Origin of the sequence: Paraburkholderia sp. CI3, assembly GCF_050436505.1 — a bacterium.
Classification (GTDB): domain Bacteria; phylum Pseudomonadota; class Gammaproteobacteria; order Burkholderiales; family Burkholderiaceae; genus Paraburkholderia; species Paraburkholderia tuberum.
In genome coordinates this window covers 360,086-380,063 of the sequence record NZ_JBNDMI010000001.1, presented here as the reverse complement: position 1 = coordinate 380,063, position 19,978 = coordinate 360,086, and the positions used below count along the sequence as shown (strand labels likewise).

General features: G+C 59.8%; 16 protein-coding genes. 11 read left to right on the top strand and 5 right to left on the bottom strand.

Annotation, left to right across the window (positions count from 1 at the left end; translation table 11 throughout):
* Nucleotides 1–30: 30 nt before the first annotated feature.
* Both OKW29_RS01715 and OKW29_RS01710 read right to left on the bottom strand, forming a co-directional pair.
* A complete protein-coding gene (locus OKW29_RS01715) occupies nucleotides 31–852 on the bottom strand; it encodes an ABC transporter ATP-binding protein (protein WP_429289736.1) in 822 nt (273 codons plus the stop codon).
* Between the two features lie 66 nt (nucleotides 853–918).
* The gene (locus OKW29_RS01710) at nucleotides 919–1,926 is read right to left on the bottom strand and encodes an ABC transporter substrate-binding protein (protein ID WP_429289735.1); all 1,008 of its coding nucleotides are present in this window, start codon (nucleotides 1,924–1,926) and stop codon (nucleotides 919–921) included.
* A gap of 399 nt (nucleotides 1,927–2,325) precedes the next feature.
* Between OKW29_RS01710 and OKW29_RS01705 the strand changes: the two genes are divergently transcribed.
* From OKW29_RS01705 to OKW29_RS01665, 9 genes are all read left to right on the top strand, one after another.
* Complete coding sequence (locus OKW29_RS01705) at nucleotides 2,326–3,543, top strand: PstS family phosphate ABC transporter substrate-binding protein (RefSeq protein ID WP_429289734.1); 1,218 nt, start codon at nucleotides 2,326–2,328, stop codon at nucleotides 3,541–3,543.
* Between the two features lie 40 nt (nucleotides 3,544–3,583).
* Nucleotides 3,584–4,042 (top strand): hypothetical protein, encoded by a 459-nt coding sequence (locus tag OKW29_RS01700; RefSeq protein WP_429289733.1) that lies wholly within the window; start codon nucleotides 3,584–3,586, stop codon nucleotides 4,040–4,042.
* 73 nt (nucleotides 4,043–4,115) lie between these two features.
* Complete coding sequence (locus OKW29_RS01695) at nucleotides 4,116–5,213, top strand: PstS family phosphate ABC transporter substrate-binding protein (protein WP_429289732.1); 1,098 nt, start codon at nucleotides 4,116–4,118, stop codon at nucleotides 5,211–5,213.
* A gap of 129 nt (nucleotides 5,214–5,342) precedes the next feature.
* Nucleotides 5,343–5,888 (top strand): hypothetical protein, encoded by a 546-nt coding sequence (locus OKW29_RS01690; protein WP_429289731.1) that lies wholly within the window; start codon nucleotides 5,343–5,345, stop codon nucleotides 5,886–5,888.
* 102 nt (nucleotides 5,889–5,990) lie between these two features.
* Nucleotides 5,991–6,296 carry a hypothetical protein gene (locus tag OKW29_RS01685; RefSeq protein WP_429289730.1) on the top strand — a complete coding sequence of 102 codons (306 nt, stop codon included), beginning with the start codon at nucleotides 5,991–5,993 and terminating at the stop codon, nucleotides 6,294–6,296.
* 25 nt (nucleotides 6,297–6,321) lie between these two features.
* A complete protein-coding gene (locus tag OKW29_RS01680; RefSeq protein WP_429289729.1) occupies nucleotides 6,322–7,431 on the top strand; it encodes a YncE family protein in 1,110 nt (369 codons plus the stop codon).
* A 74-nt stretch (nucleotides 7,432–7,505) separates the two neighbouring features.
* Nucleotides 7,506–8,810, top strand: coding sequence for an ATP-grasp domain-containing protein (locus OKW29_RS01675; protein ID WP_429289728.1), 1,305 nt, complete (start codon nucleotides 7,506–7,508; stop codon nucleotides 8,808–8,810).
* Nucleotides 8,803–11,502, top strand: a complete 2,700-nt coding sequence (locus OKW29_RS01670) for a CoA-binding protein (RefSeq protein ID WP_429289727.1) — start codon at nucleotides 8,803–8,805, stop codon at nucleotides 11,500–11,502. Before OKW29_RS01675 ends, OKW29_RS01670 begins: the two co-directional genes overlap by 8 nt.
* Nucleotides 11,503–11,627: 125 nt before the next feature.
* Nucleotides 11,628–12,377 (top strand): transporter, encoded by a 750-nt coding sequence (locus tag OKW29_RS01665; RefSeq protein WP_429289726.1) that lies wholly within the window; start codon nucleotides 11,628–11,630, stop codon nucleotides 12,375–12,377.
* 28 nt (nucleotides 12,378–12,405) lie between these two features.
* Here OKW29_RS01665 and OKW29_RS01660 read toward each other — a convergent pair whose 3' ends face one another.
* The 3 genes from OKW29_RS01660 to OKW29_RS01650 all read right to left on the bottom strand — a co-directional run bounded on the left by OKW29_RS01660 (nucleotide 12,406) and on the right by OKW29_RS01650 (nucleotide 16,051).
* A complete protein-coding gene (locus OKW29_RS01660; RefSeq protein ID WP_429289725.1) occupies nucleotides 12,406–13,788 on the bottom strand; it encodes an ATP-binding protein in 1,383 nt (460 codons plus the stop codon).
* Entirely contained in the window at nucleotides 13,785–14,450 is a 666-nt protein-coding gene (locus OKW29_RS01655; protein WP_429289724.1) for a response regulator, read from the bottom strand. Before OKW29_RS01655 ends, OKW29_RS01660 begins: the two co-directional genes overlap by 4 nt.
* A gap of 269 nt (nucleotides 14,451–14,719) precedes the next feature.
* Nucleotides 14,720–16,051: a PstS family phosphate ABC transporter substrate-binding protein gene (locus tag OKW29_RS01650; protein ID WP_429289723.1), complete on the bottom strand. Its 1,332-nt coding sequence runs from the start codon at nucleotides 16,049–16,051 to the stop codon at nucleotides 14,720–14,722.
* 460 nt (nucleotides 16,052–16,511) lie between these two features.
* On the opposite strand from OKW29_RS01650, the gene OKW29_RS01645 reads away from it, so the two are divergent.
* Both OKW29_RS01645 and OKW29_RS01640 read left to right on the top strand, forming a co-directional pair.
* Nucleotides 16,512–17,738, top strand: coding sequence for a PstS family phosphate ABC transporter substrate-binding protein (locus OKW29_RS01645; protein ID WP_429289722.1), 1,227 nt, complete (start codon nucleotides 16,512–16,514; stop codon nucleotides 17,736–17,738).
* A 132-nt stretch (nucleotides 17,739–17,870) separates the two neighbouring features.
* Nucleotides 17,871–19,928 (top strand): PepSY domain-containing protein, encoded by a 2,058-nt coding sequence (locus OKW29_RS01640; RefSeq protein ID WP_429289721.1) that lies wholly within the window; start codon nucleotides 17,871–17,873, stop codon nucleotides 19,926–19,928.
* Nucleotides 19,929–19,978: the final 50 nt, after the last annotated feature.

Genomic DNA, 19,978 nt, shown 5'->3' with positions numbered 1-19,978 from the left:
CATGGGATGCCTCGAGGCGCCAACCGGCGCTCAAATATGGACTTCGTCGCGCAGATCGTTCCAGATCTGCCGGGACAGTTCGATAAAGCGGGGGCTGTAGCGCGCTTCTGACACATCGCGCGGGCGTGGCAGGTCTATTTCATAGCTTTTCTTGACAGTCGCAGGGCCCGCCGTGAGGACGAAGACTCTATCGGCCAACGCAATGGCTTCTTCGATATCGTGCGTCACGAATACGACCGACGCGCCATTGACGCTCCACAGGCGCAGGAGCTCATCCTGCATCAGTGTTCGCGTCTGAACATCGAGTGCGGAAAACGGTTCGTCCATGAGCAAGATCTCGGGCTCGTTGATGAACGTTTGTGCAAGCGCGACTCGCTTGCGCATACCGCCGGAGAGTTGGTGAGGGTAGTGATGCTCGAAGCGGGCAAGCCCGACGCGGCGTATCCATTCCATGGCGCGCTCGTTCGCTTCCGCTTTAGGCACCCCGCGGTACAAGGGGCCCGCCGCCACGTTCGCAAGCACGCTCTTCCATGGAAAGACCGCATCGCTCTGAAACACAAAGCCGATGCGCCGGTCGATGCCGTCAACCGGCTTGCCCCAGATCCTGACTGTACCCGCGCTAGGCTTCGCAAGACCGGTGATGAGGCTCAGTGTTGTTGACTTGCCGCAGCCGGTCGGCCCGACTACCGCACAGAACTCGCCTTTCGCAATGCTCATCGAGAAGTTTTGCAGCGCCATGATCGCCTTGCCTTCCGGGCTCACGAAGCGGCGGCTGACACGATCGAGTTGGATCGCCGTTTCCGGCTTCTGGGCGCGGATCGGAATTGGCGTGGTTGCCGGTTCTAATGTCATAGGATGCTACCTCCTGAATCCGGGTTGAAAGTTTCCGACCTTGTGGCCATGCGGCGGCGGGCGGTGTTATTTGACTTGTGCCGCGGAGACGAACTCAGTGGTATAGGTTTTCGACAGGTCGATCTTGTGGCCGGTGACTGCCTTGTCGAACGACGACAACACTTTCAGCACAGTGGCCGGGCCGGATTCCGGCATGCGGCCGTCGGCAATGAAGGACACCTTGCCGACGCTGAGCGCCTTGACGTACATCGCTTTGTCGCCGGCGTAGTAGTCGGCGGGCATCTGCGCCGCGATTTCATCGGCACTGTGCGTGCAGACGTAGCGCAGCGTCTTGACGAATGCATTGCTGAGCTTTTGAACGGTCGCCTTGTGCGAATTCACCCAGTCGTTCTGCATGTAGAGGCTGGCGGCCGGATAAAGCCCACCTAGCCACTTCTGCGTACTTGCGGGCGAGCGCAGATCGACGAGCACCTTGGCGGCGCCCGTATCGATCAGGCGTGACACGGTGGGCTCTGTCGTCATGCCGCCGTCGATCTTGCCCTGCTTGAGCGCCGCGATGAACGTGTTGCCTGCGCCGACCGCTAACGATGTGACTTCGCTGACAGGCACGCCATGCGACACGGCCAGATACTGCGTGAGGAAATTGGTTGACGACCCAAGGCCGGTGACGCCCAGCGTCTTGCCGCCGAAATCGGCCGGCGTCTTGATCTTGTCGGCCAGCTTTGACGAGATCAGTTCGACCTCTCCGGGCGTATGGCTGAACTGCACGACGGACTCGATGTATTTGCCCTTGGCCTGCAGATCGATGGTGTGATCGTAGAAGCCGACGACGCCTTGAACCGCGCCCGCGATCAGTTCATTTTCGGCATCCACCCCGGCGGCTTCGTTGACCAGTTCAACATCGAGGCCTTGCTCCTTGAAATAGCCGAGCCGCTCGGCGAGCTTCGCGGGCAGGTAAATCTGCTTTTCCATGCCGCCGACCATCAGCGTGATTTTCTCGCCAGCATGGGCGGCTGAAAGCAAGCTGCCAAACATCAACGCACCGATAGCAACACGCACGGCTGTGGTTTTCATCAGACTATCTCCTCATGTATTGGTGTGAACGGCTTGCCCCTTCCAGTGCGGGCAGCATCGACTTCCGTCGGTGGACTGTTCGCCCATTCGGAATGGTTTCCGTTATACGGGGTGACTTTAAAACCAGGCTGAACGGAAAATGAATCTATGTTCAGGGGAGATACCAGTTTCGAGCAGCCAACGGGTCCACGGTACGCGTGCGCATTAAAACTACCCTGAACCATCCCTGAATTATTTTTAACGAAGGCTTCAGATTGCATTCATCCGGCGAGCTTACTGTTCGTGGCGTGGGAGTCCGACTTAGCGGTGCAAGGGAGAAAGGAAGGGCAGACAGGCGCGAAGACCTCATCGAGAGCAGGCCTTTCGATTTGCCGTCAAAAAACAGGAAGGAGACATTTCGTGAACCAGATCGAATCACGTTTCATTGTCAGTTCGGCCAGGAGATGTGGCGGGCCGAAATGGATGCGCTTGCCTACGGCTGTTGCCTTGGTCACCGCGGCGTTAGGGGGGGGCGGCGTGGCATTGGCTGACACGACACCCGGCGCCAATGCGGCGATGGTTGAATGGCTCGTGCCCTCGCTGCCAACTGTCGCACCGCAGACCAAGGAGCAGGCCGATGAGGGCATGAAGCTCGGTCGCCCGCTCATCGAGCCTGAAGTGCTTCAGCCGACACTCGACGCGGCGTTGCCGGACTACCAGCCACGAAACGATCTCAAGCTGTCAGGCACTTTCGACGGGGCTGCCTCCGATGTGTTGCCGTCGCTGGTCAATCGCTGGATCGCGGGGTTCAAGAAATACTATCCGGACGTCGATATTCGGATTTCCCCGCCTTACGCAGGGAGCCTCGGTGCCAAGGAGCTGGTCAAGGAAAAGCTCTCCTTCGTGTTCGTTTCCCGTGAACTCAAGCCTGACGACGTGACGGACTTCAAGGCTAAATTCGGCTATGAGCCGCTGAGCGTACCGATTTCCGGTGGGTCATACCGTCATTTCGGATTCCTCGATGCAATCGGCTTTTTCGTCAACAAGGCGAACCCCGCCGACAAGCTGAGTTTTGCTCAGATCGACGCGCTCTTTTCAAGTACGCACTTGCGCGGCGGCAAGCCAGCCAAGACGTGGGGCGACCTCGGGCTCAAGGGGGAATGGGCCGACAAGCCGATACACGTCTACGCGATCAAGCCTTGGAACGGCTTCGAGGAGTTCATCCGGCAGCGTGTATTGAGTGCCGACGGCCGGCGCGGCGAATGGCGCGACGATCTTCACTATGACAAGCTGGTATTCCCGCTCGCCAGGCGTGTGGCGGACGACCCATACGGCATCGGCTTCTCGGGGATTGCCTACATCGACGCGCCCGTCAAGATGCTGCCGCTCGGAGAATCCAGCGCTGGCCCATTCATCGCACCTACCTATGAGAATGTCGCGCTCGCCAGGTATCCGCTGAGCCGCCTGATCTACTTCAACACCAACAAAGATCCCCGCAAGCCGCTCGACCCGGTCATCGGCGAATTCTTGCGCTACATCCTCAGCAAGCAAGGGCAGCAGTCGGTCATCGACCATGGCATGTATGTGCCGCTGCGTGCATCGCAGGTGGACACTTCGCGGGTGATGCTCGCCAACTGATACCCAGTCCTTCGGACACGCGCCGAGTAGAGAGGAGAACATGAAACGGACCATGTTTGCCGCAGCGCTACTGGCGCTGGCGGCGAGGACCCTGTGCGCCCAAACGCCGGCAGCACCGTACGCCCAGCATCTGGTCGATACGACGCTCGCGGCTCACCCCGAGTTGACCGTGCTCGCATTGCACGTAACGCCGCCGAACTTCCCCGACAACATCATCATCGCGTCGAATATCGGGCGCATCGGCAAGCCGGCTGACGCCGACGATCTGGCCGTACTCATGAGCGGCAAGCCCCGTGTGGAATCGACGAAGACCGGTGACATGTCGGTGGAGGTTGTCATGCATGACGCGCTCGGCAGGCCGATTGGCGTGATCGGATCGACTTTCCGCGCGCCGGTTGGAGCCGACCGTGAGCGGCTCATGCGCGAGTCTCAACGAGTCCATGACGAGCTTGCCGCGGGCATACCTTCGCTTGCGGCTTTGTTTGGGAACGCAAAGTAGTCGTACCGGAGCGGGCATCCGGCGAGAAGGCATCGGATAGCAAGCCATCACCAGTTTCAACCAGGAGACACCCATGAAAGGAAGACAGCAGGTTCGCTCAACGCGCAAAGCTACGGCGATGGCCGCGACAATGATGGCCGTCTTGTCGGTGGGGGCGCTGACGTCCATGCCGGCGTTTGCACTGAAGTATGCGCCCGTGGAACATCATCTCAGGATCGACCCGTCGATTTCCGCGTGGAAGCCCGGTGAGGTGCAGGTTGAGCCCGAAGAGCAGTTGCGCCTCGTTGGTGCCGATGTGATGGATGAGATCACGCTTGGCTGGATCAAGCTGTACCGCAAGGCCTACCCGCGCATGAGCGTGACGATGGAGGCGAAGGCATCGGGAACGGGCGGACCGGCCCTGACGAATGGCGCGGCTGACCTTGCACCCGTCGGACGCGAACTGTTGCCGGCCGAAGAGAAGGCGTTCGTCGATAAGTTCGGCTACAAGCCGATGGCGATTCGCGTGGCGACGGGCAGTGTCGGCTCGCTCGGCAAGACAGCGGCTTCTGTCGTGCTTGTCGACAAGGACAATCCGCTCAAAGGGTTGACGCTTGCACAGCTCGACGCGATTTATTCGAAGACGCGCAACCGCGGCCACGCCGATATCACCAGGTGGGGCGACCTGGGACTTGGGGGCGATTGGGCCGATCGCCCGATCCACCTTTATGGCCTGAAGCCCGTCAACGGCATCGAGTATTACCTGAAGCTGAACGTACTGGAAGGCGGTGCCTACAAGGACAACATCGAATTCGTAAAGGGCAAGGGATTTACGCACGCATTCACGGTGGCGGCCGAAGATATGGCGACGCACCCGGGCGGGCTGACCTATGCCCTGCTCGCCAATGTCACACCCAATGTGAAAGTTTTACCGCTGGCGGAGAAGGAGGGCGAGCCATTCCTGATGCCAACGGTGCAGAACGTCTACACGCACAAATACCCGTTGTCGCGGTACGTCTACATCTTCGTGAACAAGAAGCCAGGTGAACCGCTGCAGCCCAAGGTGAAAGAATTCCTGAAGGCGGTATTGAGCGCGCAGGGCCAGGATGTGGTGGCGAAGGAGGGAGTCTACATTCCTCTGACGCCGGACGTCGTCAAGCAGGAACTGGCGAAGCTGGAGAACGCCGACTGACAGCGCAACTCGATCGTGCGCCGTTGGCTGAACGGATTTTCAGCATCCGTTCACGCTCGTTCAAGATACGGCGCGTACATTCAATACAAGGCAGCATCACAACGCCCATAGGGCAATCAGAGGAGAGACATGAGAACCTTGACCAAGACCTTGCTCGTCGCGACGCTGAGCGTCGTGTCCGTGGCGTCATTGAACGTGGCCGACGCCGCGACCCCTGCCGCGCCGCCCCATCCCAGGAATTGGACACCTCCGAGCGAGAAGATCTACGCACAAGTTCTTTCGGAGCAGATCATGGCACAGCACCCCGAACTGCTAAGCGTGACTTTCCATGGGGTCCCTCCGGGAATGAAGGATGCCTATACGATGTTTGCCGGTTCTTACCTCGATCGCATCGGCAACGCCGACGACCCGGACGACATCGACATTTCGACAAAGGGCATCACCATCGTCGACCCGCGCTGGCATCGACCGCATGACACGGTGAAGAAGTTCGTGATGATGCTGCCGCTGCGTAATGCAGCAGGCGAAAACGTCGGCGAAATAGTACTGGCATACAAGAACGACGGCACCGACGCGAAGGGCGAGAAGGACTTTTTCATGGCCTCGACCGCCTTGCGCGATTCATTGCAACGCCAGATCCCGAGCTATGCCGCGCTGTTCGCGCCGGCTCACTAAGCATACGAGTCATCGACTCGCGTACGGAGCTTTTCGCCGCGGCAGTCATCGTTAGCTGGCGCTGGATGCTTGAAGCGAGAAGCGAAGTGGAAGGAGACATCGATGGGTACGGTAAACAGTTCTTTGCATTGGCTGGTCGACAAATGGCTTGCGCCGACCCCCTCGATGCCGGCCCGGGTAACCCGGTTCGGTCGCATGCCCTCGAATCAGCGACGTTATGTACGCGTCGAGACACGGCGGCCGGAAGGCCCCTTGGCCATTTATTTCTTCCTCCATGACGACGGTGTCTGGTGTGTGTTCCCGCCTGCGGACGAGGGTCCGACGTTGAAGTGCCTGACGGCCTTTGGGCGTCCGGTAGCTGACGACCACCAAGCTTTCCTTGGGGCGGCGGGCTTCTCCTACGCATGAATTCATTCAACTCGGGAAACATCAAATGCGTTTGCGAATTTCCACGATCCTTTCGTTGACAGCGTTTGCCGCCGCCGTGCAATGCGCGACATTGCCTTCGGCTGTCACCGCCGCCGGATCCCAGCCAGCATCCGTTGCAATTGCTCGTTCGAACGCGGCGCTGCATCTCGTCGGCCGCACCGAACTGCCTGCGTACAGCGGGGATTTCGATCACTTTGCGGTCGACCTGGCAGGCAAGCGGCTGTTTCTCGCAGGGGAGGACCAGGGCACCGTTGAAGTATTCGACCTGGTCAACGATCGCCATTTGCAGACCATCAAAGGCTTTGATCAGCCCCACGGCATCCTGTACCTGCCCGAACTCGACCGGCTGATCGTGTCCGACAGCGGCGCGACCATGACAAAGATCGTCGACGCCGCCCATTACCGGATCATCGGTTCGATTCCGCTTACGCGGGGCGCGGACTCGATTCGTTACGATGCGTCGCGCAAGCACCTCTACGTCGTCGCCGGCGGGAAGAACGCCGAGCCCAAGCTGCCGAAGACAATCGTCTCGGAGATCGATCCGGCGACCGGCTGCCTGATCGGCGACATGACCTTCGATACCGACTTTATAGAGTCGATGGCCGCTGAGCAGCACGGCCATCGTCTGTTCGTCAACCTGACCGGCCAGAGCACCATCGCCGTGGTGGACAAACCGACGCGCAACATCATCGCGAGATGGCCGATTCAAGGCGCGCAACTCAATGCGCCGATGGCATTCGACGAAGCTCACCAACGCTTGTTTGTCGGCACGCGCAAACCATTCAAGCTGCTTGTGCTCAGTACCGAAAACGGCGCAACACTGGCCAGCTTCAACGCGCCTCAACGCACTAACGAGGTTGTCTTTGATGAGGCCAACCATCGGGTCTATCTGGCCGGTGATGATTATCTCGGCGTGATTCAACAGATAGATGCCGACCATTATGAGCAACTCGCGCCCGTGCCGACTGCGAAGGGTGCCAAGACGGCGATTCTCGTGCCGCAGTTGAACCGGCTGTATGTAGCCGTATCACCGGGCGAAGGCCGCACGGGCGGCGCGCTGTTGCACTTCGAACTGCTGCCGAACGCGGCGGCCGGTGCAATCGCCAGGCAATAGGCGGCGCATTGGCGGCCGGCAGTGCGTGGCTGTCACCCTCTCTTTACGTCGCATCGCCTTCAGGAGGCAGTCCCATGCAGATCACGGGCATGTTGCACGGCGCGCGCTTGTTGGAATTCGTCGGATTCCAGGCCAGCGAGATACTCGGACCGAGCGCCAGCGAGGAGGAAATCAGGGCCCTGATCGATCGCCACGGTCAGATTTTCATCAAGCCAGTCTTCAAAGGCGGAGTCGGCAAAAAGGGCAAGGCAGGTCTGCTCGGACGAGCGACCGATCTGAAGACCGCGCTTGCGGAAAAGGAACGCCTGTATTTTGCCGAGCACACCGTTGGCCACATCAAGGCCAAGGCAAACGGCGTGACGTTCGAGGCCGGCGTTCCCGCCAAACATGAGGTCTACTTTTCGATTACCGACTCCACCCGCTTCCGTGCGCCGACCATGACGCTCTCACATAGAGGCGGCATGGATATCGAGGAAGTGGACCCGAAGCACGTGGCGATGGTGCCGTTCGATGCTTTGACGGGACTCAAAGCCTTTGTCGTAGCGAATGCGCTAAGCGAGATCGGCGCGCCCAAAGAAATCATTTCTCCCCTCGTCCAGCAGTTGCCGAAACTTTGGGAACTGTTCCATGACTTCGGCATGACGACACTCGAGTTGAATCCGCTTCGCATGCGCGAGGACAAGACAGGACGCCTCACACCGGTTGCCTGCGACTTCAAGTGCGGCTTCGATCGCGATGATCCGCGCTGGGCGCGTCTTGGACTGCCGTCTCATCTGTTTGCTGCCGATTACTCCGATTTCGAGCAGGAGATCAATCAATTGCGCACGCATCAAGGGCAGAGCGATGTCTATGTGATCAACGAGAAAGGAACGATTCTCGCGCCCACCTTCGGCGGAGGTGCCAATTCTCTCGTCACCGAAATGCTTGGAGACGCAGCAATCATTTCCTCCGATTTCGGCGGGAACCCGCCTTACCAAAAAATGAAAGAGGTCGCGCGCATCTGCTTCGGGCACTGGCTGAAGCAGGCGAACGTGCTTTTCATCATCGGCGGAAAGTCCAACAATACCGACATCTTCGAGACGCTGCGTGCGATGGCGGATGCCCTGCGCGAACATTTCAGCGAGCACGGTCCCACGCCGCTCTATGTGGTGCTCGGCCGCGGAGGGCCCAACCTCGTGCGAGGCATGGCCGCCCTGAGAGACACATGCGACTCACTCGGTCTGCCCTATCGGCTCTTCGGTTTCGACTCCGACATCAGTGAGGTCATTCAATACGCGAAGCGGGCTGACCTATGGATGAAGACGAGCGGCCGGGCCGAAGTTGCCGCGCGAATGGGTGCGCGCGCAACGGTCGGGGCATCAGGAGAGCACCATGCATAAACAAGGCAGCGGCCCGTTTAAATATTTTGTCGGCATCAAGTCTCTCGCTCAGATTGCCACGCGTGAAGATCGTGTCTGTGTGCTTAATATACTGGGTGGGGAATCGTCGGATGTGACACCGGTCAGCCATACGTTTTCTGGAGGCAATATCGTATTCGGCACGGCACCGGGCAAGCGGGGACAGGTTCTTGCCACGCCGATAGGCGATATTCCCGTCTACAACAACGTCCGCGAGGGCCTCGAAGCGGGACACCGGTTCACGTGCGGCGTCGTGTATCTACCGCCCCCCGCGGCGCGTGACGGCGTGGCGGAGTTGATTCGTGTCAACCCCGATCTCAAAAAGGTCTTCATCGTCACCGAAAAGATCGCCGTTCACGACGCCCGGGAAATCCGCGCCATGGGTCAGCAAGCGGGAATCGACGTTTTCGGGGCGAACGGGCTTGGCGTCATCGATTCGTGGAATCGCGTGAGAATTGGCGGCGCGCTTGGCGGCGACAATCCGGGGGACGCTTTGCGCAAAGGCTCGATTGCCATCTTCTCCAATTCCGGCGGCTTTAGCACCACCATTGCGCAATATTTGCGGATGAGCGGATGGGGGACATCGACCGTCATCTCGAGCGGAAAGGACATCTATATTCATTACGCCGCGCCGGAATTCGCGTTCGCACTCGAAAACGATGCGCGGAGCAAGGGCGCGGTACTGTATTGCGAACCGGGCGGCTACTACGAGTGCGACGCGACGTTTACCAAACCGGTCGTCGCTTGCGTAGTGGGCCGCTGGAAGAGCCAACTGACGCGCGCGGTGGGGCACGCGGGTGCGATGGCTGGCGGCGCCGATGATGCGCGTGCCAAGGAACGCTGGTTCATGGACAAATTCGGCGTGGACGCTCTTTTCACCCCGAACGAGCCGTGTTGCTCGGCAAAAGGCGCTGTCGTCACGAACATCGCTCACATTCCGGCCGCCCTTACTGCCGTCATGCGCGTCAATGCGACCATGCCGGATTTTGCTCCGGAGGGCAGCCTTGCGCTCAAGCCGTGGTTCGGATCCGATCAGGGCATCACACTGCCCACTGACCTCGCCATACCCGTCGTGGAAGCGGTTGCTCCGTATAACGAGCAAGTGTCGCAGGTCAATCGCCAGATTGGAGCAATCCCTCCTCGGCAGCCGTTAAAGGATGCATCGGGCGTGTCGCAGATGAACGCGAAAACGCAAGTCAGCAGTCTGCACGGTACATCGATGCTCGATGCGGCAACGCACTCGCTCGAAGCCAACGTCAGTCTCGCGTTGTTGCGTGAGTTCGGCGGTGCGAACGAAGAAAAGCTGATCAACGTCGCGATTGCAGCACACGTCAACCTTTACGGGACCCCCGAACTCGCAGCCGCGCAGGCCGCCAGGGAGGCGGGGAACGCACCGAATGCAGTGGTGTCGGCGGCGGTTGCAATTGTCGGCCCTATTCGCCAGCAAGCGGCGCGCGAGGCTGTGAAGTTGCTGATCGATCGGTTCGCTGATGTGGACCTGGCCGATGCATTTGACGACACGTTCGATGTCTTTCGGGTCGATGCCAAGGGGTGCGAATCGCTGCGCGCCAGCTCTCGCGATCCCCGGGCCGAAGCGATGCTTGCCGGCCTCGGTGCGCGTGGTGCCCAATCCACGTTCGTCCGATGGCTGCTCTCGCACGCGGGCCACCCCACGGCTGAGGCAGTTCTTGCCGCAATCACCACGACGCTCGCCTGGGGACCATTGAAACGCAAGCGGATATCACGGCTGACAGCGGAGTGTTTGCCGTGGTGGACGAAGCTCTTCGGCACGCTGATTGGTGCATCGACGGACGCGTCGTGCCACGGACCTGACGGGTTCTGCGGCTTGGCCGTCGAAGAACTGCTTGGCGAGCGAAGCCTGACGGAGATAGGTTTTGCCGCATTGTTCAAGGTGAGGCCTGGTGCTGATGACCTCTTCGCTTTCAAGACCCTCGCCGGCTTGTTGCTCACCAATGGCCCGGGTGCCATTTCAGCGCAGGGTGCCAAAGGCGCCGTATCGGCCGACGGTCCGGAAAGCCCCGAACGGGTCCAGTTGAACAAGGCGCTTATCGGGTTCCTTTCGCACACCGGCTATACACACGGCGGCAACGGCTACGAAGGCATTGCATTGCTCAATGACGCGTTCCGGGACAGTGGCCTTGATGACCCATCGAATCCCAACCATGGCGTGGACTTGCAATGGCTCGCCGAGCGCTCCGCGCAGCAGTATGCGCAGTACAAGTCGCGGCAAAAGAAAGCGGGGAGCCTGGACATCATCAAGTTGCCTGGCGTGAATCACCCGGTATTCAAGGGCAGGCCTGTCAACCATGATCCACGCGAGCTGTTCGTCGCTGATCTGTACGAAAAGCGCGGCGAGTACAACGCGTTTCATGCGTATTACCGCGCCCTGGTGCAGGCTCTTTTCGAAGCGGGCGTCTCCCGCAACATCTATTGCGTAAACGTCGATGCGGTGATCGCCGCTCTGCTGCTCAAGATGTTGTGGCAGCCGCTTCGCCGAGGGCAGGTCAGCGAGGCAGAGCTCGAGACCGCCGCGTTCACGATTTTCCTTTACCCCCGCATGATCGGCTGCGCCGCGGAAATCGACGACCACCTGAATCGCGGACGTAATATGGACACGCGGACGCCAGTGTCGCAATGCCGGTTTGTCGCTTGATGCGGTTCGCGTGAACGGTTGACAAAATGCAGGCCTGCTGCCCGCCGCCGAGATAGGCAATATAGCTTGCATACCTAAACACGTGCATATACGAAAAGAGGAGGTTTTTGATGTGGAGACGCCCAATGCGTGCGGCCCACGCGTTCGTCGTCGTTTGTGCCACAGCCGCCGCAACCCCGGTTTTCGCGGGTCCGCCGTTCGTGACGGACGATCCCGAGCCCGTTGAATATCGGCATTTCGAATTCATCCCCGCGTTGGAAGGGCAACATCGTCATGGCGAGCAGAGCGGCGCATTGCCGAGCGCCGAGCTCAATTACGGCCTGCTCCCCGATCTGCAGGTAGGCGTTAAAGCCGCCATGGCGTTCGATCATCAAGCAGGCGACGGGCTTCACTACGGCTTCGGCGATACCGAACTGGGCATCAAATATCGGTTCATGTCGGAAGACGAAGCGGGATGGCGACCGCAGGCGAGCTTTGCCCCGAGCGTGACACTGGCAAGCGGCGACGCGAGGCGCGGCCTCGGCGATGGGCATAAGCGCTTTGTTCTGCCGTTATGGCTGGAGAAATCGTTCGGGGAATGGACGACGTACGGCGGCGGCGGCTACGTGCTCCACAAACACGGTGCAGACAAAAATTTCTGGATTGCCGGTTGGGCACTGCTACGCAAGGTCTCGGACAAGCTGCAAGTGGGCGGTGAACTGTTTTACAACGGGGCCGTGAGCACTACAGAGCCTTCATCGGTCGGCATGAACATCGGCGCTGTTTACGACGTGGCGAAAAATATGAGCATTCTTGCCGCGGCGGGGCGGGGCATTACTCATGCGCGCGAGACAAACGTGTTGTCGTATTTTCTCGGCTTGCAGACGCGGTTTTAGCCGTGCCTCGGTGTGTGATTGAGCCGCTTCAGGCGGCCAGTTTCGCGGGTGGTGCCTCAACTGCTGGGATCTCGAAGACCACGCGCAGCCCTCGGCCAGTGACTCCGGCTTCCGCGAAGATGCGCCCACCGTGCAATTCGATGATGCTTCGGCAGATCGCGAGACCAAGGCCGCTGCCTTTGCCTTCCGTGCCGGGCCGAACGATGCGCACGAACCGCTCGAAGATGCGCTCGCGTTGCTCGGACGGCACGCCCGGGCCCTCGTCTTCCACGCTTACCCGCCAGACGGTGTCGAACACTTCGGAGCCAAGCACGATGCGCCCATCGGGAGGCGACGCGTTGATGGCATTGGCCAATAGATTGAGCAGTACCTGACGCAGCCATTTCTGCTCAAAGGCCACGTACCCAACGCCGTCATGCGTATAGGAAAATCGACGCCCGTGATGGTCCGCGAGCACCTGAGCGTCTTGCGAGAAGTTCTCGAGGAACGCCGCGGGGTCCTGAGGCTTGAGCTCTAGCTTGATCGCTTGCGCATCGGCGCGCGACAAAAACAGCAGTTCGTCGATGATTCTGTTCAGTTGACCGAGCTCATTGATCTGCATCTGAACCGCCTGCTCCTGAGCGGGCGTGAGATTGCCCTCGACCAGCAGTTTTTCGGCCTGCAAGCGCACGAGCGTGAGCGGTGTCTTCAACTCATGCGAAGCCTCCGCGGTGAAACGGCGTATCTGATCAAACGCGTACTCGAGACGATCGAACACACTATTCAGCAATCGTGAGAGGTCCGAAATTTCGTCTTTCTCCGCGGCCACAGGGATGCGTTCGCTCAAGTTGTCCGAGCGAATCCGGTTGGCCGTTTCCTGGATGAGTCGAACCGGATGCAATGCCATGCGGCTGAAGCCATAGCCGAGCACACTGCTGATGCCGATCATCACGACTAGCAAGCCGTAAAAGGTATGCTCATAGCCGACCATGACGTCGCGCACGTGGCGCTTTGACGTGCCGACTGCGATATCCAATATTCCGTCCTGAAACCTCCCCACTCGCAATTCATCGAGTCCGGGTATGCTCACGTTGTAGATTTTCTTGCCGGGTACGGCCGGCATGATCGAGTGTCCGTACAGGCCAGGCGAAAGGAACAGCGCTTCACCGTTTGCCCGGACTTCGACGTAACCAAGGCTCAGCTCATCAAGCCTTGAGTCGCGCACCCGCTCGCGCAGTGCATCGGGCGACGGCGTGGCCACGATGGGACCAAGGCGTGCCTTGATTTGCTCGAATTCCGATTCGTTGAGCAACTCGAGTGCCTGGATAGCGTGCCGTTCAACAAAGTAGCGGCCTACCAGAAATAGCGCCGCAAACGTTGCAGTCGAGGCGACCATGTACCAGACGGCGAGCCGCACGCCGATCGATTTCATAGGAGTTGGTAGCCGACGCCGCGCACGGTCTTAAAGAGCGGCTTGCCCAATGCGGTCTCGAGCTTGCCGCGCAACCGGCTCATGTAGACGTCGAGTAGATTGGTGTCGACATCGTAGTGCGATTCCCAGATCTTTTCGGAGATCAGCGTGCGCGTCATGATGCGGCCGGGGTTCTGCATGAAGATTTCGAGCAGGGCGAACTCGCGGCTCGTGAGGTCGATCGCCCGTCCGTTCAGATGGACGGTACGGTTCAGCAGATCAAGCTTGATACCGTCGTGCTGCAAGGTCGTTTCCTTGACGGACGATTGGCGCCGCAGCAGCGAGCGCATGCGCGCGAGCAACTCCTCGATGCTGAATGGTTTAGGCAGATAATCGTCCGCGCCGACGTCGAGCCCCTTGACGCGATCTTGCACGGCATCGCGCGCGCTCAGGATCATCACCGGTTCATTGAAGCCGCTGCTGCGCCATTCCCGCAGCAGGTCGAGGCCGTCGCCATCAGGCAGGCCAAGGTCCAGCACGATCACGTCGTAGCTCGTTTCACAGAGTGCGTGGCGAGCTTCAGCGCAGGTGGCCACCCAGGTGGCGGTATAGGAGCGCTCCGTGAGCGCCTGTTTCAGGAATTGTCCAAGCTTGCGCTGGTCTTCGACGATGAGTATTTTCATGGCACAGGAGTTCCGTCGCTTCGGCTCAACGCCGCAATCCAGCTTAGTGCAGCAGGCCAGCGGTAACAACGCAATTCCGCCAGTCGCGGGAGAGGGTTTTCCATTACACGCATGCCGCTCCGTTCCCTGACTCCCACAGGCTTCGGATTACCGCGCTTTGGCTGCCGCAACGAACGCCGGAGCCGAGTGATAAACGGCAACCTTAAAGCCAGGCTGAATCGAACATGAATCGACTGTACGAAGGCCTTGTACAGGTGCGCCGCCGGGTCTCACTGCAGCTTCGATAGCTCCTGCCGGGCCTCTGCGGCGCTCAGCGGGAAATAGCCGGAACAGCGGATGGGATCCTGGCCGGCGCGGCTCAGAATGTAGCGCAAGAATTCTTTCACCGGTGCCGATACTGGCTGCCTCAAGCGTATGTACATGTAGCGTGTGAGCGGATAGCGGCCGCTTGCGGCGTTTTCGGCGTTGAGCATGTAGAACGGGCCGCCATCCGTCTTGCCGACCGCTAGAGCTTTGAGCCTGGGGCCGCCTTCCTCGAGACCGCCGAAGCCGATCGCGTCAGGCTCACGCGCAATGGCCGCTGCGGTCTCGGCGATGGTGCCTTCGTGAATGGCGCTATTCCACTCGCCACCGCCGAGCACCATGATTTGCATCGACATGGCATTCGGCGCGACATGCGGAGGAATGTAGATCTTGATAGGGCGATCGGCCCAGTCGCCTGTCAGTCCGAGTTGCCCCCAGCGCGTGATGGACGGCGTCCCCGGCGCATGGCCGAGCATGGCCGCCAGTTGCTTGACCGTAATCTGCGCGAGCGGATTGCTTTCATTGACAAAAACCGCCTGCGCCGTGGTGCGTTGCGGTGTGTTGAACCCGCCGCGCGCAACCCGAATCTCCAGCATTGGCCTCTCATGAGTAGCCGCATACGCGTCACGCTCTTGCGGCCAGAGTTCGCGGCCCATCGGCGCGATGTCGGTATCGTCGACGAGTAAGGCATGGAAGCCGTTCAACGTACCGAGATGCTCCCAGCGCGAACCTTTAAGCACGCCGGGCTGCCACCGTTGGAAATCCTCCATCCAGGTATCCATCAGCGATTTCATGCCGTCACTGCCGATGCTGTCGATCGCGCCATGGACGCGATGGCGCGGCTGATAAACGGGCAGCGCTGGATCGAGCGGCGCGAGGAATCCTTGCAGCCTCAGTCGCTCGGCCGCTGACGCGTCGGCATCGAGCGGTTCGAACGGCGTTTGCCGGCCGGCGATCGCCTGGCCTTCAAGGCTTAGCACGAACATCAGGAATTCCTTCGTCTTTTGAGGCAGCGGCGCGCCGGCGCGCTTGTTCACGGCGATGTACGCGGGCTGTCCCGCCCGGTTCACGACGCGCACGAGCAGCGGCGAGCTCATCATGTCACCGGCGAACTGGTGTGCATACGGCTGCAATTCAGTTGGCCATGGCTCGCGTGCGAGGGGGGCGATGTCGGCCTTGCCGAACATCAAGGCGCCGAATGCTTTGGCGCTGCTTATGTGATTCCAATGTCGTCCTCGGCGAATGCCGGGCTGGCGTTGCTCAAACGCAGTCAGCCATGCATCCATGAGCTGTTTCATCGCATCATCGCCGATGCTGCTGATCGTTCCGTCGACCTTCTGTTCGGGGCGGTAAGGGGGGAGGGATGCATCGAGTGCCGGCGCGGCACAGGCATCGTCCGCCTGAATCGCGGATGCGGCGAGGCACCCTGCCAGGAATGCACAGTGCCATAGCGCGCGGGCTTTTAGCGCCGTCGCCGTCGCTCGTGAATGGCCTGTCGGTTTGCGATTTGGGGTAAGGACTTCGCCGCCGAACATCCGCATGTCTCCTCCGCCCAGGTTTTTCGCTAGTACGCGCATTGATTGCGAGTGTGAACAATCTAAAGCGCCTGGCTAAACGCATCCTGAAGCGATCGTTAACTTCCCTTCAGGAAAGGTTGTCGCCGTGCGAATAAAGACATAGTGAAAACCCGCATGGCGCCCACATTGGCGCATGCGATCATCGAGAGCGCGCGCTCGTAGAACATCGATGAGGAGACACATGATGCAGCCCGCTAAGTCATGCGGTGCGGTACGAGCGGTTGCCGGAGCCGGGCGGCTACCCGCGCGTTTGATGCGTGCACCGCTTGGCGTCGGTCTAGTGATGGCTGCCATCATGTCGTCCGGCGGCCCACTCGCTCAAGTCATTGAAAAAGACCGCGCGCCGATGGTCGAATGGCTCGCACCGGCGCCGGCTGCAGCGAAGCCACAAACCGATGCCGAAGCGAAAGAAGGAATGAAGGCTGGCCGGCCATTGCCGGAGCCTGAAATTTTGCAGCCCCGGCTCGACCCGGCGCTGTCGGACTATGAGCCGCGCAGGGATATCAAGCTTTCAGGCACGTTCAAGGGCGCCTGCTCCGACGTACTGCCTGCACTGGTCAAACGCTGGGTGGCCGGATTCAGGAAGTACTACCCCGATGCGGACATCGATGTCTCACCGCCCTATGCGGGCAGTCTGGGTGCGAAGGAACTGGTCAAGCAGGACCTCGACTTCGCGTTCGTTTCGCGGGAGCTGAAGCCCGACGACGTAAGCGATTTCAAGGCGAAGTTCGGCTATGGACCCTTGAGCGTGCCCGTTTCCGGCGGCTCGTATCGTCACTTCGGCTTTCTCGATGCCATTGGATTCTTCGTCAATAAAAGCAATCCGATCGAACAGCTTGATTATCAGCAGATTGACGCGTTGTTCTCCAGGACCCACCTGCGCAGCAACAAAGAGGCAAAGACGTGGGGGGACCTCGGGTTGACCGGGAAGTGGGCGGACAAGCCCGTTCACGTGTATGCCATCAAACCATGGAATGGGTTCGAGGAATTCATTCGCCAGAGAATTTTGAGCGTCGATGGTGAGCGCGGCGAATGGAGGGACGATATTCATTACGACAAGCTCGTATTTCCGATTGCGGGGAACGTGGCGAAAGATCGCTACGGGATTGGCTATGCGGGGCTCGCTTTCATCGATGCGCCGGTGAAGATGCTGCCGCTTGCGGAAAAGCCGGCCGGCCCATACTACGCGCCCAGCTACGAGAACGTAGCATTCGCCACTTATCCGCTGAGCCGACTCATCTACTTCAATACGAACAAGCCACCGGGCAAACCGTTGAATCCGGTATTGGCCGAGTTTCTTCGATATATCCTGAGCAAGGAAGGGCAGCAAACCGTGCTCGATCATGCGCTCTATATACCGCTGCGGGCGGAGCAAGTCAGCCACTCCCGTGCGTTGCTTGCCGATTGAGTAGGCTCCCGAGGCACTCATACCGTTAGGCCGGTCGCGTTGGTACTTACCCGACAGACCGCCTGAATTCAGCTTTCGTTCAGGTTCATCCACCAACAATAGGCCGTCATCAGCCGTCGCGTGGATAAAATCATGAAACCGGCCTTTCGCACTCTGGTATTGAAGGCTCATCGCTGGACCGGTATGACCGTTGGGCTAGTGATCGTCCTGATGGCGGTTACCGGTGCCGCTATCGTCTTCCGCCCGAATCTCGAACCAGTCGTCAATCGAGATCTGTTGACCGTACCGGCGTGCACCGAACGTATGCCGCTGGACACCCTTGTGACCAACGCCGCCTCCACGCGGCCGGCTGCTGTGCTTGATTACATCCGAATCGTCGCGGCTAACCCCGATGCGGTACTGACGCCGGCTGCCATGGTCCGTTTCACTGACCAATATTCCGTCTACGTCAATCCTTGCACCGGTGCGGTATTAGGTGAGCGCTCTCGCTATGGCGGGCTCCTCGGCACGATCGAACAGATCCATCGCTTCCGGTTCATGAATCATGGCAGCCTCATAACGGGCACGAGCGCAATTTTATTTGGATTCCTGCTGATTATCGGCGGCGTCGTGCTCTGGTGGCCCCGTACGTTGCGGGGCGGCCTCAAGGCCGATATGAAACGCATGCTCAAGCGCAGTGCGGCGAAACCGCGAAACCTGCATCGCACAGTGGGCCCCTATGCGAGCGTGATTCTATTATCAAGCGTGCTCACCGGACTGCCGTGGGCATTCGATTGGTACGCGCACGGCATCTATACGATCACGGCTTCTCCTGCGCCAGTCACTCCTCCCAAGTCGAGCGTACCGGCCGGTGGGCTGAAGCGTCTGCCCCTGGAGACTTTCTGGCGCACTGCCCAATCGCTCGTGCCTGATCCACAGGATGCATTGCTGCATATTCCTGAAAAGAGCAGGAGTCCGGTCGAGATGTACCTGATCGGGCGAGATGCCCCGCATGCGAATGCCCGCACGATGCTTTTCCTCGATGCCTACACAGGCAAAGTCCTGCGTTTCACGCCCTATGCCGAAAGCAGCCTGGGTCATAAGCTTTATTTCTGGGCACTTTCCTGGCATACCGGCGCAGTGGGCGGCATCTTCGGGCAATTGTTGCTGCTGCTGGGCGCTCTTTCGGTGCCGGTGCTCGCGTACACCGGCATCGCCGATTACCTTCGCCGTAGCCGCCGCACAATGATGAACGATGGGCGCTTGAGGGTGCGCGTCGCAAGGAAATCGACCGAGGCCGAAGGCATTTGCAGTTTTGAGCTGGTGCGTCCTGGCGGGAGGCTGCCGCCGTTTACCGCCGGCGCGCGGATCGACGTGTTTCTCGCCAATGGCTTGATACGCCAATACTCGCTCTGCAACGATCCACGCGAGCGACATCGCTATTTGATCTGCGTATTGCGCACCGAGTCATCGCGCGGCGGTTCGACCGCGTTGCACGATACCGTCCTCGAAGGCGACCTGCTCGAGATCAGCCCGCCCAGAAATAATTTCGCACTGGATAGCACGGCGCCGCGCTCGCTCCTATTGGCGGGCGGAATCGGCATAACACCGATTCTCGCCATGGCGGAGCAACTTGCCCGGATCAACGCCGATTTCGAAGTGCACTATTGCACGCGCACGTTTGTGCGCACCGCGTTTGTCGAGCGCATTGGCCGCGCACGTTACGCCAGCCGTGTCGCGCATCACCTCAGCGACGGGCCCATTTTTCAGAGATTCGATCTCCAAACCGTGCTCGATCGCCAGCCTCCTGGGACACATCTCTACGTCTGCGGACCCGCCGGCTTCATAAATGCAGCCATCTGCGGTGCACGCCAGCGGGGATGGCCGGAGCATCAATTGCATCGTGAGCATTTCTTATCGAACGGTCCGAACCCGGCGACCGTGCGCGCCTTCAACGTCAAGCTCGCCAGTACGGGCGAGGTTTTTCGAATCCCGGAGCACAAGACTATCGCCGCATCGCTGGCCGAGCACGGCATCAGGATTCCGCTTTCGTGCGAACAGGGCGTTTGCGGCACTTGCGTCACGCGAGTCATCGCGGGCGAAGTCGAGCACCTCGACTGTTTTCTGACTTCCGCGCAACGAGAGCAAGGAAAGCATTTCACGCCGTGCTGTTCGCGCGCAAAGAGCGATTTGCTGGTGCTGGACCTTTAAGACGGAAGAGGTCCGGACGATCCGAGGCCGCAAGCGACGATCGTGAAGGG

Coding starts and splice junctions, on each gene's coding strand:
- OKW29_RS01685 (WP_429289730.1), top strand. CDS start 5,991: ATGGGTACGGTAAACAGTTCTTTGCATTGGCTGGTCGACAAATGGCTT.
- OKW29_RS01675 (WP_429289728.1), top strand. CDS start 7,506: ATGCAGATCACGGGCATGTTGCACGGCGCGCGCTTGTTGGAATTCGTC.
- OKW29_RS01700 (WP_429289733.1), top strand. CDS start 3,584: ATGAAACGGACCATGTTTGCCGCAGCGCTACTGGCGCTGGCGGCGAGG.
- OKW29_RS01640 (WP_429289721.1), top strand. CDS start 17,871: ATGAAACCGGCCTTTCGCACTCTGGTATTGAAGGCTCATCGCTGGACC.
- OKW29_RS01710 (WP_429289735.1), bottom strand. CDS start 1,926: ATGAAAACCACAGCCGTGCGTGTTGCTATCGGTGCGTTGATGTTTGGC.
- OKW29_RS01655 (WP_429289724.1), bottom strand. CDS start 14,450: ATGAAAATACTCATCGTCGAAGACCAGCGCAAGCTTGGACAATTCCTG.
- OKW29_RS01670 (WP_429289727.1), top strand. CDS start 8,803: ATGCATAAACAAGGCAGCGGCCCGTTTAAATATTTTGTCGGCATCAAG.
- OKW29_RS01695 (WP_429289732.1), top strand. CDS start 4,116: ATGAAAGGAAGACAGCAGGTTCGCTCAACGCGCAAAGCTACGGCGATG.
- OKW29_RS01645 (WP_429289722.1), top strand. CDS start 16,512: ATGATGCAGCCCGCTAAGTCATGCGGTGCGGTACGAGCGGTTGCCGGA.
- OKW29_RS01660 (WP_429289725.1), bottom strand. CDS start 13,788: ATGAAATCGATCGGCGTGCGGCTCGCCGTCTGGTACATGGTCGCCTCG.
- OKW29_RS01690 (WP_429289731.1), top strand. CDS start 5,343: ATGAGAACCTTGACCAAGACCTTGCTCGTCGCGACGCTGAGCGTCGTG.
- OKW29_RS01715 (WP_429289736.1), bottom strand. CDS start 852: ATGACATTAGAACCGGCAACCACGCCAATTCCGATCCGCGCCCAGAAG.
- OKW29_RS01665 (WP_429289726.1), top strand. CDS start 11,628: ATGCGTGCGGCCCACGCGTTCGTCGTCGTTTGTGCCACAGCCGCCGCA.
- OKW29_RS01680 (WP_429289729.1), top strand. CDS start 6,322: ATGCGTTTGCGAATTTCCACGATCCTTTCGTTGACAGCGTTTGCCGCC.
- OKW29_RS01650 (WP_429289723.1), bottom strand. CDS start 16,051: ATGAAACAGCTCATGGATGCATGGCTGACTGCGTTTGAGCAACGCCAG.